General features: G+C 65.5%; 13 protein-coding genes and 1 tRNA gene. 7 read left to right on the top strand and 7 right to left on the bottom strand.

Going from position 1 to position 12919, the window contains the following annotated elements:
- The first annotated feature begins 5 nt into the window (after positions 1-5).
- Positions 6-683: a TIGR04282 family arsenosugar biosynthesis glycosyltransferase gene (locus AC3A35_RS06160; protein ID WP_487435071.1), complete on the top strand. Its 678-nt coding sequence runs from the start codon at positions 6-8 to the stop codon at positions 681-683.
- A gap of 54 nt (positions 684-737) precedes the next feature.
- On the opposite strand, the gene AC3A35_RS06155 is transcribed toward AC3A35_RS06160, so the two are convergent.
- Both AC3A35_RS06155 and AC3A35_RS06150 read right to left on the bottom strand, forming a co-directional pair.
- Positions 738-1796, bottom strand: coding sequence for a metal-dependent hydrolase (locus tag AC3A35_RS06155; protein ID WP_487435070.1), 1059 nt, complete (start codon positions 1794-1796; stop codon positions 738-740).
- A gap of 25 nt (positions 1797-1821) precedes the next feature.
- Positions 1822-2484: a hypothetical protein gene (locus AC3A35_RS06150; RefSeq protein WP_487435069.1), complete on the bottom strand. Its 663-nt coding sequence runs from the start codon at positions 2482-2484 to the stop codon at positions 1822-1824.
- A gap of 187 nt (positions 2485-2671) precedes the next feature.
- Between AC3A35_RS06150 and AC3A35_RS06145 the strand changes: the two genes are divergently transcribed.
- The 4 genes from AC3A35_RS06145 to AC3A35_RS06130 all read left to right on the top strand — a co-directional run bounded on the left by AC3A35_RS06145 (position 2672) and on the right by AC3A35_RS06130 (position 6814).
- On the top strand, positions 2672-3334 hold the full coding sequence (locus tag AC3A35_RS06145; RefSeq protein ID WP_487435068.1) for a response regulator: 663 nt from the start codon (positions 2672-2674) through the stop codon (positions 3332-3334).
- Positions 3331-4704: an ATP-binding protein gene (locus AC3A35_RS06140; protein ID WP_487435066.1), complete on the top strand. Its 1374-nt coding sequence runs from the start codon at positions 3331-3333 to the stop codon at positions 4702-4704. Before AC3A35_RS06145 ends, AC3A35_RS06140 begins: the two co-directional genes overlap by 4 nt.
- Positions 4705-4780: 76 nt before the next feature.
- Positions 4781-6250 carry a DegQ family serine endoprotease gene (locus AC3A35_RS06135; protein WP_487435065.1) on the top strand — a complete coding sequence of 490 codons (1470 nt, stop codon included), beginning with the start codon at positions 4781-4783 and terminating at the stop codon, positions 6248-6250.
- A 120-nt stretch (positions 6251-6370) separates the two neighbouring features.
- Positions 6371-6814: a hypothetical protein gene (locus AC3A35_RS06130; RefSeq protein WP_487435064.1), complete on the top strand. Its 444-nt coding sequence runs from the start codon at positions 6371-6373 to the stop codon at positions 6812-6814.
- Between the two features lie 74 nt (positions 6815-6888).
- On the opposite strand, the gene AC3A35_RS06125 is transcribed toward AC3A35_RS06130, so the two are convergent.
- A tRNA-Ser gene (locus AC3A35_RS06125) sits at positions 6889-6981 on the bottom strand.
- 65 nt (positions 6982-7046) lie between these two features.
- A complete protein-coding gene (locus AC3A35_RS06120) occupies positions 7047-8273 on the bottom strand; it encodes an aspartate kinase (RefSeq protein WP_487435063.1) in 1227 nt (408 codons plus the stop codon).
- Positions 8274-8522: 249 nt separating this feature from the next.
- Between AC3A35_RS06120 and AC3A35_RS06115 the strand changes: the two genes are divergently transcribed.
- On the top strand, positions 8523-8816 hold the full coding sequence (locus AC3A35_RS06115) for a helix-turn-helix domain-containing protein (protein WP_487435062.1): 294 nt from the start codon (positions 8523-8525) through the stop codon (positions 8814-8816).
- 32 nt (positions 8817-8848) lie between these two features.
- Here the strand turns inward: AC3A35_RS06115 and AC3A35_RS06110 are convergent, their stop codons facing one another.
- Entirely contained in the window at positions 8849-9703 is an 855-nt protein-coding gene (locus AC3A35_RS06110; protein WP_487435061.1) for a radical SAM protein, read from the bottom strand.
- An 88-nt stretch (positions 9704-9791) separates the two neighbouring features.
- Between AC3A35_RS06110 and queD the strand changes: the two genes are divergently transcribed.
- Positions 9792-10241, top strand: a complete 450-nt coding sequence (gene queD / locus AC3A35_RS06105; RefSeq protein ID WP_487435059.1) for a 6-carboxytetrahydropterin synthase QueD — start codon at positions 9792-9794, stop codon at positions 10239-10241.
- 73 nt (positions 10242-10314) lie between these two features.
- Here queD and AC3A35_RS06100 read toward each other — a convergent pair whose 3' ends face one another.
- Together AC3A35_RS06100 and AC3A35_RS06095 are read right to left on the bottom strand one after the other, a co-directional pair.
- On the bottom strand, positions 10315-11484 hold the full coding sequence (locus AC3A35_RS06100; RefSeq protein ID WP_487435057.1) for a DesA family fatty acid desaturase: 1170 nt from the start codon (positions 11482-11484) through the stop codon (positions 10315-10317).
- A 102-nt stretch (positions 11485-11586) separates the two neighbouring features.
- Positions 11587-12918 (bottom strand): mechanosensitive ion channel family protein, encoded by a 1332-nt coding sequence (locus AC3A35_RS06095; RefSeq protein WP_487435056.1) that lies wholly within the window; start codon positions 12916-12918, stop codon positions 11587-11589.
- Between the last annotated feature and the right edge of the window lies 1 nt (position 12919).

The raw sequence follows: 12919 nt of genomic DNA, 5'->3' as shown, positions 1-12919 counted from the left end.
CGCGCATGAAGCCGACCCGGATCGTCATCTTCGCCAAGGCGCCGGTCGCCGGCCGGGTCAAGACGCGGCTGATCCCCGCGCTCGGCGCAGAGGGCGCAACCCGGCTGGCGCGACGGATGCTGGCACATACGGTGGACAAGGCGATTGCGGCGGGTGTCGGTGCGGTGGAGCTTTGCGCCAGCCCGTCGATGAATGACCCGGCGTGGCACCGCCCGACCCTGCCGCCCCGGCTGCAATGGTCCGATCAGGGCGAAGGCGACCTCGGCCAGCGCATGGCACGTGCCGCCAGGCGGTGGCTCGACGCCGGTCAGCGGCTACTGCTGATCGGAACCGACTGCCCGGAACTGGACTGGCGCATGCTGCAGACGGCCGCCCGATCGCTGTCGGAGCACGACGCGGTGATCGTGCCCACGGCGGACGGCGGCTATGCCCTGCTCGGGCTGAACCGGTTCGATGCGACCATCTTCGACCACATCCGCTGGAGCACCGACACTGTGGCGCGGGAAACCCTGAACCGGATCGAAACCCTCGGCTGGACCGTGCACCGGCTGCCGAGCCTGCGTGACATCGACGAAGCGGCGGACCTTCGGTGGATTCCGGAAGCGTGGCGCGATGAAATCGGGCAGGATCGCCCCGCCGTGGATCAGCACGCTCATTCAAGCCCGAGCGGACACGCGCGATAGATCAAGACGACCCGCGGTGGTCTGCCGATCGCACCGCCGTCGGCGGTGGCGCCGTCAGTCGATCAGGAACGCACCGCGGGCGCGGTGCATGCGCCACTCGCCACCCTCGTCGCGGCACGCGCCATAGCGAAAAGAAGGCGGCATGGACGGCAGCACGAAGCGCATGTCGACAAACCATGCACAGCGCTCGGCCCCATCCCCGCCGTCCTCGTCCACCCGCTCCAGCACCGGAAACACCGCAAAGCGGCGAAAGCCGTCGAAGGCGGGCTGGTGCCATGCGTCACGGGCGAAGTCGCTCGCAGCCGCGGCATCGCCGAAGCGGCCAAGCACTTGCCACTGCGCCCGCATCACCGGCCGGAACGCCGAATGCAGGGTCTGCAAGGCGCCGATCCAGCTCAACGGTGGCCACAAATGCCGCGCCTCCACCAGCGCGATGTGGGCAACATGATAGGTATCGCCATCGCGGATGATCAGCTTCCAGTTGAACGGGGACAGCGGCTGCGGCAGCACATGCACCGCGACCGTCGCCAGGCCACGGCGGTCCGCATGCACGGCACCCGCGTCTCGCGCCCGCTGCATCTGCTGCGTCAGAAAGCTCATATAGGCAAGCAGCGCAATCAGCGCGAGCACCGCGGGTGAGCGTCGCTTCGGCAGCGCTACGCCCGCGCACAGGCCGGCGACGACGATGGCGCTGATCCATGGATCGATGACGAACGCGAGCGGCACCGAGTAGCGCGCGGTCGACAGGGGCGCGAGCAACATCAGGCCGTAGGCAGTAATGAGGTCGCCGCCAATATGGATGCCGATACCCAGGCAAGCCGGTCCGAAGAAGGCTTGCCAGCGGCGGTGCGCGGGGTCGAGCCACGCAAACAGGCGCGCCAGCGCAAGAGCCCACAGCGGCACCATGAGCGGTGCATGGGTGATGCCCTGATGCCAGTTCAGGTAGGTGATGGTGTCTATCAAGCGCAGCACGATGTCGACGTCGGGAAACACGGCGGCAACAAAGCCCGCCGCCACCCGGGAGCGAACCGGCAGCGCGCCGGGCCCCGGCGGGGTCGCGGCGGTCGCACGCGCGATCAGGGCGCCGCTGAGGGCGTGGGTCAGTGGATCCATTCGCGGATCCAATTCGCCAGACCGGTCAGGGCACCGGCCCGTTGCCGGACGGGTGCAGTGCATCCTTGGTGGTGCGCACGCCGCGACGCGCCCAACATCCACCGCACCCGTGGAACACCCATTGGTTGAGCGACTCGGCCGTTTCGAGGCGGTCATCGAGAAACCGGCGCGTGCGCTCCGCATCTTCCGAGCCGTCGTACATCCAGTAGGCAAAGGTCATCAGATAGATCGTCGTCAGCCCGGTCTCTTCCAGCGCCCGTCGCACAAAGCTGGCGTCGCGATGCGCGGCCTCGCGCATCCACTGCACGGTGCGGCTGACGCGCAGGAGGCCGGGAATCTGAATATGGAGGTGTCCCGGCTCGAGCTTGCCGTGGATCATCTCGCGCGTAAGCCTGCGATGCGGCGCGAGCGCATCGAGCCACGCCATGATCAGGCGATGCAGCCGGGCACGCGTCGGCAGGTGCGCAAAGGCCAGGCGTTCGGCCTCGGCGAGCATGGCGCCGTCGGCACGGTCGAACCACGCATCGACGATGTCCTCCTTCTCACGGAAATGATGGCGGATTTCGTCCAGCGAGATTCCCAGCTCCGACGCCACCTCGTGCAGACGCACGGTCTCCCAGCAGTCGCGTTCGCCCAATGCAATGGCGGTGTCGACGATGCGGTCACGGACGGTGTCGTGGTCTGACATATCGGCTCCTGCGGACACGATCGAATCGGTTTTCATTATAGGAAACCGCGATCAGGTCGCACCGCACCCGCCCATGCGGCCTGTTCATGCCGGCGCATGGGATCGGCCTCCAGTTCGCCAGGCTGCTAGAATCCCCCTGGCCTTCAGCCCTTCACCACCCTTCACCGCGCGCCCCCGATGCCCCCCGATGAGACTCCTGCTGATCGAAGATGACCCCATGATCGGCGCCGGCGTGCAGCAGGCGCTCCGCCAGGAAGGCTACGCGGTGGACTGGGTGCGCGACGGCGTCGCCGCCGAACTTGCGGTCGGCGACAACCCTTACGATCTGCTGCTCCTCGACCTCGGGCTGCCGCGGCGCGACGGCATCGAACTGCTCACCCGTCTGCGGGCGAGCGGAAACAAGCTTCCGGTACTGGTATTGACCGCCCGCGACACCGTTGCGGACCGGATCCGCGGCCTCGACGCGGGGGCCGACGACTATCTGGTCAAACCCTTCGACCTCGACGAACTCGCGGCCCGCATCCGCGCGCTGCTGCGCCGCCAGCGCGGCGAAGCAGCGCCGCTGATCACGCTCGGCATGTTGCAGGTGGATCCCGCGCGGCACGAGGTGACGCTCGCCGGCGAGCCGGTCCATCTGTCGGCGCGCGAGTTCGGCCTGCTCCGTGCCTTGCTGGAAGAGCCGGGCAAGCCGCTGTCCCGCGCCCAGCTCGAAGAGCGCCTGTACGGCTGGAACGAGGAAGTCGAAAGCAACGCGGTCGAGGTCTATATCCACGCCCTGCGCCGCAAGCTGGGGGCCGAATGGATACGCAACCTGCGCGGCGTCGGCTACTACCTGGCGGAGCCGAAATGAACTCGCTGCGCCGCACCCTGCTGATTTCCTTGCTCGGCGCGATCGTGGTCGTGTTCGCGATCGGCGGCTTCGCGACCTACCTGACCGCACGCGGCGAGATCGACACCCTGATGGACTACCATCTGCGCCAGCTCGCGCTGTCACTGCGCGACCAGCACTTCGGTGAGCCCACCACGCCGCCGCTCACCCCACCGGACCCGGCCTTCGATTTCGTCATCCAGATCTGGGACGATCAGGGCGTGCGCCTCTACCTGTCGCATCCGCACAGCGTGCTGCCCACGCTCGCCCAATTCGGCTACAACACGGTCCAGACCACCGAGGGCACCTGGCGGGTCTTCTCCGTTCCGCTCCAGGACCACGTCATCCAGATCGCGCAGCCGATGGCGGTACGCGGACGGATGGCGGCCGGCGCCGCCCTGCGCACGCTGATTCCGGTGCTCGCCCTGATCCCGCTGCTCGGCGGCCTGATCTGGTATCTGGTCGGCCGCGGCCTGCGCCCACTCGACCGCCTCGCCGCCGAAGTCGGCACGCGCCGGGCGGACTCGCTCGACTCCCTGCCCGCCGCCGATGTCCCCGACGAAGCACGGCCGCTGGTCCTCGCCCTCAATGCGCTGCTCGAACGCCTGGACCAGGCCCTGAGTGCACAGCGCGCCTTTGTCGCCGACGCCGCGCATGAGCTGCGCACGCCATTGGCGGCGCTGCAGATCCAGCTCCAACTCACCGAACGTGCACCGGACGAGGCGGCACGGCGCGCGGCGCTTACCGAGTTGCGACGGGGTCTGGAGCGGGCGTCCCATCTGGTGCAACAGCTGCTGACCCTGGCCCGCCAGGAGCCGGGCACCGATTCGAAGGGGGAAGTGGCCACCGTGGTGCTGGCCTCGATCGCGCGGCAGAGTCTCGCCGATCACGCCGCGCTCGCCGATGCGCGCCACATCGACCTCGGCGCCGTCGAACTGGACGACGGCCTGCACGTGACCGGCGACCCGGCCGCCCTGCGTACGCTGATCGGCAACGTGCTCGACAACGCCATCCGCTACACGCCCCCGGGCGGGCGCGTCGACCTCGCTGTCCATGGTCGACCGGCCAGCAGCCACGCCGGCGCCGGAGCTGCCACCGTGGCGACGGCGCCGCGGTGCTGGCTGTACGTGAGCGACAGCGGCCCCGGCATTCCTCCCGGCGAGCGGCAACGGGTGCTCGATCGCTTCTACCGACGGGCCGAGACCGACCAGCCGGGCAGCGGCCTCGGCCTGGCGATCGTGCGGTCGATCGCCGAGCGTCACGGTGCGTGCCTCGAACTCGATACCTCGCCCTACGGCGGGCTGCGGGTGGGGGTGGGCTTTCCGGCCACCTCCGCTGCCATTGCAGCTTAAGTCTGGTTTAAGTCTGGTCTCGCTACATTGAATGCCTCGCGGGCAGCATCTGCCCGTCCGGTTCAAGGAGCAAGCCATGAAAACTCGAGTACTCAAGCTGTCCGCCGTTGCCGCTGCCGTTACCGCACTCGCAGTGGGCGGCTATGGCATGTCCCGGCAGTCGACCGATACCGCGCCCGCAACCGTTGCGGTCGCCACCGGCGCAAGCACGGCTGCAAGCTCCTCCACCACCCAGTTCGCATTGCCGGATTTCCACAGCATCGTCGAGCGCTACGGTCCGGCCGTGGTGAACATCAGCGTCGAAGGCACGGAAAAGAGGCCGCACCAGGGCCAATCGCCGTTCGGCGGACCGGGCGCGGACGACCCCTTGTCCGAATTCTTCCGCCGCTTCGGACCGCAGGTCCCGATCCCGCAGGACGACCGCATCACCCACGGCATGGGTTCGGGCTTTATCGTCAGCGCCGACGGCACCATCCTCACCAATGCCCACGTGGTGGCCGAAGCCACCCAGGTCACGGTCAAGCTCACCGACACGCGCGAATTCGTCGCCAAAGTGGTCGGCATCGACCGCATTACCGACGTGGCCGTCCTCAAGATCGACGCCAGCGGCCTGCCCACCGTGCCGCTGGGCGATCCGGGGCAAACCCGGGTCGGCGACTGGGTGCTGGCGATCGGATCTCCATTCGGCTTCGAGAACAGCGTGACCGCCGGCATCGTCTCGGCCAAGTCGCGGTCCCTGCCGGACGACGGCTACGTGCCCTTCCTCCAGACCGATGTCGCGATCAACCCGGGCAACTCGGGCGGCCCGCTGCTCAACCTCAAGGGCGAAGTCGTCGGCATGAACTCGCAGATCTACAGCCGTTCGGGGGGCTATCAGGGCCTGTCGTTCGCCATTCCGATCAACGTTGCGGCGCAGGTCAAGGACCAGCTCCTGGCCCACGGCAAGGTCACCCGCGGCCGGCTCGGGGTGGTGGTTCAGGATCTCAACCAGGCGCTGGCGCAATCGTTCGGCCTCGACGCGGCGCGCGGTGCGCTCGTGAGTCGGGTCGAGGCCGATAGCCCCGCCGCCCGGGCCGGCATCGAGGCCGGCGACGTGATCGTCAAGATCGGCGACGAGGCCGTGGTGTCGTCGGCGGAACTGCCGCCGAAGGTGGCCGCCATTGCCCCGGGGCAGCCCATCACCCTCGAAGTATGGCGCCAGGGCAAGACACGCACGGTCACCGCAACCGCAGCCGAACTCAAGACCGCCGCCGCGGGTGACGACCCGTCGGCGACCGACCGTGGCCGGCTCGGGGTGGCGGTACGCCCGCTGAGCCCCGAAGAGGCGCAACAGACCGATGCCGATGGCGGACTGGTGGTACTCGATGCGTCCGGTCCCGCGGCCCGTGCCGGCATCCAGCAAGGGGACGTGATCCTCGCGGTAAACGGCAAGGCGGTGCGCAGCATGGACGACTTGCGCAATCAGCTCGCGACCCTCGGCAAACACGCGGCGATTCTCGTCCAGCGCGCCGATGCACGCATTTTCGTTCCGATCGAACTCGGCTAGGAGGCCGTCGGACTCGAGCGAACTGGCGCAATAGATCGGCCCAAGTCCGACCGCCGTCCAGGACAGCACAACACCGGCTACGGACCGCAGCACGCAGCCGCCACGACAAAGGAGCAACACATGAAACGCAGGCAACGGAGTTCACGACGGGTGTTGCGGCATTTTCTTCAGCTCGCCGCAGTCACCTTTGCGATCAACGCCAATGCGGTACCGCCGGCCAGGATGGACCGCGACGACGTGCCCAGGAGCACACGGCAACCCGAACTCAAGACGCGGGAGTCCGGCGCCGGCGAACGCAGCGAGCGGCCCCGCTACCTGCACGCCTTCGTCCTGCCGGACCATGCCCCCGGGACGCTGAATCACGCCGAGCTTGCCAGCGTTCGCATCCTCGACGCCCGCGGTCGCAACCTCGTGCACCTCGCGCTGCATGGCGCAGGCATGGTCGGCCCGCTCGATCACGGCCCCTACACCGTATTGCTCCGGATCTCCGGACTGACCGAGGTACACCGTCTGCGCATCGGCGCCGACACCTTGCCCTACCTGAGCTTCGGCGACACGGCCTGAGGAAGTCACGGATCAGGTGCAAGAAGCACGGGCAAGAAAAAAGCGCCCCGAGGGGCGCTTCTTTCCTGCAGCATTGGCGGAGACGAAGGGATTCGAACCCTTGAGACAGGTTTTGCCCGTCTGCTCCCTTAGCAGGGGAGTGCCTTCGACCTCTCGGCCACGTCTCCATCACGAAGGCGGGACTATATAGACTCCGCGCCTCGTGGTCAATTTCAGTTCGCGTCCTTATGCCTCAGATCGACTGGTCGAGTCCGAAGGCCTTGTGCAGCACGCGCACGGCGAGTTCCAGGTACTTTTCCTCGATCGCGACCGAGATCTTGATCTCGGACGTGGAGATCATCTGGATGTTGATGCCCTCCTCCGCCAGCGTACGGAACATCTTCGAGGCCACCCCCGGGTGCGAACGCATGCCCACGCCGACGATGGAAACCTTGCACATGGTCTTGTCCGACTCGATCTCGCGCGCACCGATATGCGCCTTGACGCCGTCGAGCACCTTCACCGCCTTGTCGAGATCGCCGCGGCTGACGGTAAACGAGAAGTCGGTGGTGCCGTCGTGGCCCACGTTCTGGATGATCATGTCCACGTCGATGTTGGCATCGGCCACCGGACCGAGAATCTGGTAGGCGATGCCGGGCTTGTCGGGCACGCCGAGCACGGTGAGCTTGGCCTCGTCGCGGTTGAACGCGATGCCGGAGATGACGGGTTGTTCCATGTTGTTGTCTTCCTCAACGGTGATGAGCGTGCCCTCGCCTTCCTCCTGGAAGCTGGAGAGGACGCGCAGCTTGACCTTGTACTTGCCGGCGAATTCGACCGCGCGGATCTGCAGCACCTTGGAGCCGAGACTGGCCATTTCCAGCATCTCTTCGAAGGTGATGGCGTCGAGCTTGCGGGCCTCAGGAACGACGCGCGGGTCGGTGGTGTAGACGCCATCGACGTCGGTATAGATCTGGCATTCGTCGGCCTTGAGCGCCGCAGCCAACGCCACACCGGTGGTATCCGAGCCGCCCCGACCGAGGGTGGTGATATTGCCGTGCTCGTCCACGCCCTGGAAACCGGCCACCACAACGACGCAATCGTCGTCCAGATCCTTGCGGATCGGGGCCTCGTCGATATTGAGAATGCGTGCCTTGGTATGCGCATTGTCGGTGAGGATGCGGACCTGCCCACCGGTGTAGCTGCGGGCCTTGAGCCCGATGTCGTGCAGCGCCATGCACAGCAGGCCGATCGTGACCTGCTCGCCGGTCGAGATCACCACGTCGAGTTCGCGGGGATCTGGATTTGCCGCGACTTCCTTGGTCAGCGCGATCAGGCGATTGGTCTCGCCACTCATTGCCGACACGGCGACCACTACCTGGTGCCCCTGTGCGCGGAACTTCGCCACTCTGCTGGCCACGTTCCTGATGCGCTCAGGGCTGCCCATCGAGGTGCCGCCGTACTTCTGAACTATCAGTGCCATCGTCGTATCCAAGAGCTTGTGGATAAAGGGCACGATTCTATCGAAACGCGGATTGTTTTGCAGGACTACAACAGGAGGGCATTTTTTGCTATACCGATTGCAGTTACCACCGGTTCGTGAATTATCACCGTTGTATATATGGCAAGTGCTGATCTATACTTCGGTCATCCTACAACTTAAGTTGTAGGAGCCCAATGAAGGCCCATCCAGCCTCGATATACGTCTGGCAACTCAACACAGGACACGATCATGAAGAACTCTGACAACCTCGATGTACGCGAAATCCGCCGCAAGCTCGGACTGAACCAGTCCCAGTTCTGGTCCAAGATCGGCGTGACCCAGAGCGGCGGCTCCCGCTACGAAAGCGGCCGCAACATTCCGCGCCCGGTTCAGGCCCTGCTGCGCCTCGTCCATGTCGAGCAGATCGACATCAACAAGGTCAAGAAGGACGACGTGGATGTGGCCGAGTACCTGAAGGCCTCCAATCCCGAGCTGTACAAGACCCTCAAGAAAGAAGCCAAGGCCAAGCGCAAGGGCTCCTGATTGCGGCACCCGCGAGTGGGTGCGCACAGGGATCAGGGGCTGACGCGAACCGTCAGCCCTTTTTGTTCGATCCGCGCGGCGATCGCCTCGAGCTCGCCGGTGGTCAGCGGCGACAGGTGTTCGGCCTCGGCTTGCATCGACGGTCGGGCAATGCCATAGAGCAGCACCCCGCGGAGCGTGTCGACCCCGGCACGGACGAGGACATCGAGGTAGGCGTCGAGTTCGTGCGCCGCTGGCAGGACACCGTCCCAGCGGAACATGCAGGTCTGCACCCAGGTCGGGCACAGGGACGAGCAGATCGCCAGATTGCGGACGATTGCAGCGGGCTCCAGGCGGACGCCGTTGATGCGCTCGATGGCCGCGGCGTCGCCCGCATCGACCTTGAACCAGACCTCGCCCCCCGCCGCACCGAGCAGGCGAACCCCATCCTGCACCCGGGTGTGGGTCATCAGGCTGCCATTGGTGATCAAGCGGATGGGAACCGCTGCGCCGAGGCCGAACTCGGCATGGAGTCGCGCCACCATGGCGATGGCCTCGGGAAACACCGCGGCGCTGGTCGGCTCGCCATTTCCGGAGAAGGCGATGTCACGAATTTCACGCAGGCCCTCGGGGGCATTCCAGGCGAGCCAGTCGCCGTTCACCAGCGCTTCGAGGAAACCACGCAGCTCGGCCTCGAGTACGGCCAGGTCGATATCGGGCGCCTTGCCACGCACCAGGTTCGGCACCTGGCAGTAGGCACAATGCCAGTTGCAGGCGTTGTTCGGATTGAGATTGATGCCGATCGACACGCCGCCGGCCCGTCTCGACAGCACCGGATAGATGTAAGTCAGGCCGGCCAGATCACGGTCGTGGTTATGGATGGTCAGGGTCACCGGGACTGAAATCATTGTGTGCTCAGTAGCTTGCGTATTTGCGGACGGCCATCCGGCACCCGCACGGATGGTATAATCCACGGCTGTTCAAGCGAGGTCCATCATGCGCATCACCCGTCGTCTCGAATTCGACGCTGGTCACCGGATTCCGGATCACGCCAGCCAGTGCCGGCATCTGCATGGCCATCGCTATGCGCTGGAGGTGACGCTTTCGGGCCAGATCATCGACGCTGCGGGGCAGGCGGTCAATGGCATGGTGATGGACTTCGCCGACGTCAAGAAAGTTGCCAACGAGATGATCGTCAAGCGCTGGGACCATGCATTTCTGGTCTATCGCGGCGACATCAGCGTCGTGGACTTCCTGGCCACGTTGCCCGGACACAAGACGGTGACCCTGGACGTGGTCCCGACCGCCGAGAATCTTGCGGCAGAAGCGTTCCGCGTGCTGAATGCCGCCTACAAGGATACCTATGGCAATCAGCTGAGGCTGGAACGGGTGCGCCTCTACGAGACCCCCAACTGCTGGGCCGACGCGGTGCGCAGCGAAACCTGAGCCCACCGTCCCCCGAGCCTCATGAACGACAAGGGGAGCCGGCGCTCCCCCTGTCTGCATCCGCAGTCGCTGCTTAAACCGAGTAGCGCCGCAACCGCAGCGAAAACTCCCGCAGTTGCTGAATGCCGCTCTGCTCCGCGCGCTCGATCCAGTCATTCAACTGTTTGAGCAACTGCTCGCGGCTCGCGGTCGAGCGCGCCCAGATTGCAGTCAGTTCCTCACGCATCGTCACCACGGTCGCCAGCGCATTGTTGCTGCGGATCACGACTTCGAGCTGCTGCTTCTGCCCGACTTCCAGGTGGCGCTCCTCGCCCGACAGTACCCAGCGCCGCAAGGCACGGGCGTCGAATCGGCCGACATGGTCCGCCTTGAGCTTGTCGATTTCGTCCGCGCAGATGCGCTTGAGCGACTGCACGTAGCGCGTCATGACATCGTAGCGGTGGGTGATGATGGCCTGCAGCGTATCGAGATCGGGAACGTGCTTCGCCTCGCCGAACTTCGGCACCGGGATCACCTTCTTCGCCTTGGCCAGACCGACGATCTCGAGCATCCGGATATACATCCAGCCGATGTCGAACTCGTACCACCTGGCCGAGAGCTTGGCCGACGTGGCAAAACTGTGGTGATTGTTGTGCAGCTCCTCGCCGCCGATCAGGATGCCCCACGGAACGAGGTTGGTCGACGCATCGCTGCAGTCGAAGTTGCGATAGCCGAAGTAATGGCCCAGACCGTTGACCACGCCGGCAGCCCAGATCGGAATCCACATCATCTGCACCGCCCAGATCGTGAGCCCGAGCGGTCCGAAGGCGGCGACGTTGATGACCAGCATCAACGACACCCCGACGACCGAGCGCCGGTAGACATGACGCTCGATCCAGTCGTCGGGCGTGCCGTGACCGTAACGCTGCAGCGTTTCGGTGTTCTTTGCCTCGGCCCGATAAAGCTCGGCGCCCTCGAACAGCACCTTGCGGATGCCGCGCGTCTGCGGGCTGTGCGGATCGTCGGCGGTCTCGCACTTGGCGTGATGCTTGCGGTGGATCGCTGCCCACTCGCCGGTCACCATGCCGGTGGTCAGCCACAGCCAGAGGCGGAAGAAGTGGCTCGGTAGCGGATGCAGATCAAGCGCACGGTGCGCCTGATGACGATGCAGGTAGATGGTGACGGAAGCAATGGTGATGTGGGTCAGCACCAGGGCGACGACGACATACCCCCACCAGGGGAGCTCGAACAACCCGGAATACATTCAAAAAAGTCCTTATGCGAGAATGGCTTGTTGCTCGACGATTCTACGCGAGGCATGGCCGGGCGACAAAAGAATCACCCCGCCGGAAATCCGCGATCGCCATCATTCGGGGACTTGATCACTTTGGACAACAGAAACCGCAGGAAGTGGCGGGAGCAAGCGAATTTCGCGCTGCGGGAATGGAATGCCGATGCCGGCACCCTTGAACCGGCGCCACACCTCCAGGTTGATCGCAGAGGAGATCGCCAGCGTGCCCTCCTGCGGATCGGCAATCCAGCAGCCCAGGCGCAGGTCGATCCCATTGTCGCCAAAGCCGGTCAGGAAAGCCACCGGCGCGGGATCCTGCAGCACACGGGGCTGGGTGGCGGCAACCTCCACCAGGATCCTCATCGCGTGCTCCAGGTCGGCGTCGTAACTCACCTGGAATGCCAAGGGCAGTGCGACCTTGCTGTCGCTGAAGGTTTCGTTCTGCACCACCGAACCGACCAGAATCTCGTTGGGCACGATGGATTCGATGCCGCTCGGCGCCCGGATCACCGTGTAGCGGGTGGTGATCTCCTTGACGACGCCACGCTCGGAACCAACCGAAATGAGGTTGCCGATGCGCAGCGAGCGATCAAGCAGAATGATGAAGCCGGAGACGTAGTTCGCGGCGATCTTCTGCATGCCGAAGCCGAGCCCGACGCCAAGCGCACCACCGAACACCGACAGCGTGGTGAGATCGATGCCGACCATCGGCAAGGCCACCAGGAAAGCCACCAGGATGAGCAAGGCCTTGGTGACCCGGGTCAGCACCAGCCGCACGCTGGCGTCGATGCTGGTGGCCGCGACCAGCTTGCGCTCCAGCGTGCCAGCCACCCACATCGCCACCAGCAGGGTCAGCAGCACCATCGCCAGCCCCTGCATCAGGGTCCACGCCGACAGTTTCTGCCCGCCGAGGGTGAAGGACATCGCCTTCAGACTGTCGATCACTTCCGGCAACCAGCCCACAATGTGCAGGGCCACGACGCCCCACGCGAGAGTGGCGAACACCTTCTCGAATGCCCCCAGCCAGCTCGAACGCCTGACCGCCTGGCGCAAGGCGAAGACCACGAAGCGGATCACCGCGAGCGAGGTCAGCAGCGGAACCGCCAGATCGAGCAGGTGGACGGAGTGAAAGCGCGCCAGCACCCAGCGCCCGACGACGACCAACACCAGCGCCGCGAGGGGAAACAGCACCCGCTTGGCGCCATGCTGGCCGAAGCGGAGCGCTGAACTCAGGGCTTCGGGCTCGGCCTGGCGCAACCGTTGGTCCAGCGCGCGCTGAATCAGCCAGCCGGCAATCAGCGCACCGCCAATGATGGCCAGTTGCAAAAGCACGGCAGTCTGGCTCAGCTCCGCGCCCGCCAGCGCGAACACCGCAGCGAGTTCGGGGGGAGCGGCACTTTCCGGCATG

The sequence above is a fragment of the Azoarcus sp. Soil_N_20 genome (assembly GCF_057656155.1).
The sequence above is the reverse complement of the archived record's forward strand: the minus strand, read 5'-3'. Positions and strand labels throughout refer to the sequence as shown.

What these genes read in the sequence shown, in the direction of transcription:
- AC3A35_RS06145 (WP_487435068.1), top strand. Translation starts at nt 2,672, where the DNA reads ATGAGACTCCTGCTGATCGAAGATGACCCCATGATCGGCGCCGGCGTG.
- AC3A35_RS06095 (WP_487435056.1), bottom strand. Translation starts at nt 12,918, where the DNA reads ATGCCGGAAAGTGCCGCTCCCCCCGAACTCGCTGCGGTGTTCGCGCTG.
- AC3A35_RS06130 (WP_487435064.1), top strand. Translation starts at nt 6,371, where the DNA reads ATGAAACGCAGGCAACGGAGTTCACGACGGGTGTTGCGGCATTTTCTT.
- AC3A35_RS06150 (WP_487435069.1), bottom strand. Translation starts at nt 2,484, where the DNA reads ATGTCAGACCACGACACCGTCCGTGACCGCATCGTCGACACCGCCATT.
- AC3A35_RS06140 (WP_487435066.1), top strand. Translation starts at nt 3,331, where the DNA reads ATGAACTCGCTGCGCCGCACCCTGCTGATTTCCTTGCTCGGCGCGATC.
- AC3A35_RS06160 (WP_487435071.1), top strand. Translation starts at nt 6, where the DNA reads ATGAAGCCGACCCGGATCGTCATCTTCGCCAAGGCGCCGGTCGCCGGC.
- AC3A35_RS06110 (WP_487435061.1), bottom strand. Translation starts at nt 9,703, where the DNA reads ATGATTTCAGTCCCGGTGACCCTGACCATCCATAACCACGACCGTGAT.
- AC3A35_RS06115 (WP_487435062.1), top strand. Translation starts at nt 8,523, where the DNA reads ATGAAGAACTCTGACAACCTCGATGTACGCGAAATCCGCCGCAAGCTC.
- AC3A35_RS06120 (WP_487435063.1), bottom strand. Translation starts at nt 8,273, where the DNA reads ATGGCACTGATAGTTCAGAAGTACGGCGGCACCTCGATGGGCAGCCCT.
- queD (WP_487435059.1), top strand. Translation starts at nt 9,792, where the DNA reads ATGCGCATCACCCGTCGTCTCGAATTCGACGCTGGTCACCGGATTCCG.
- AC3A35_RS06135 (WP_487435065.1), top strand. Translation starts at nt 4,781, where the DNA reads ATGAAAACTCGAGTACTCAAGCTGTCCGCCGTTGCCGCTGCCGTTACC.
- AC3A35_RS06100 (WP_487435057.1), bottom strand. Translation starts at nt 11,484, where the DNA reads ATGTATTCCGGGTTGTTCGAGCTCCCCTGGTGGGGGTATGTCGTCGTC.
- AC3A35_RS06155 (WP_487435070.1), bottom strand. Translation starts at nt 1,796, where the DNA reads ATGGATCCACTGACCCACGCCCTCAGCGGCGCCCTGATCGCGCGTGCG.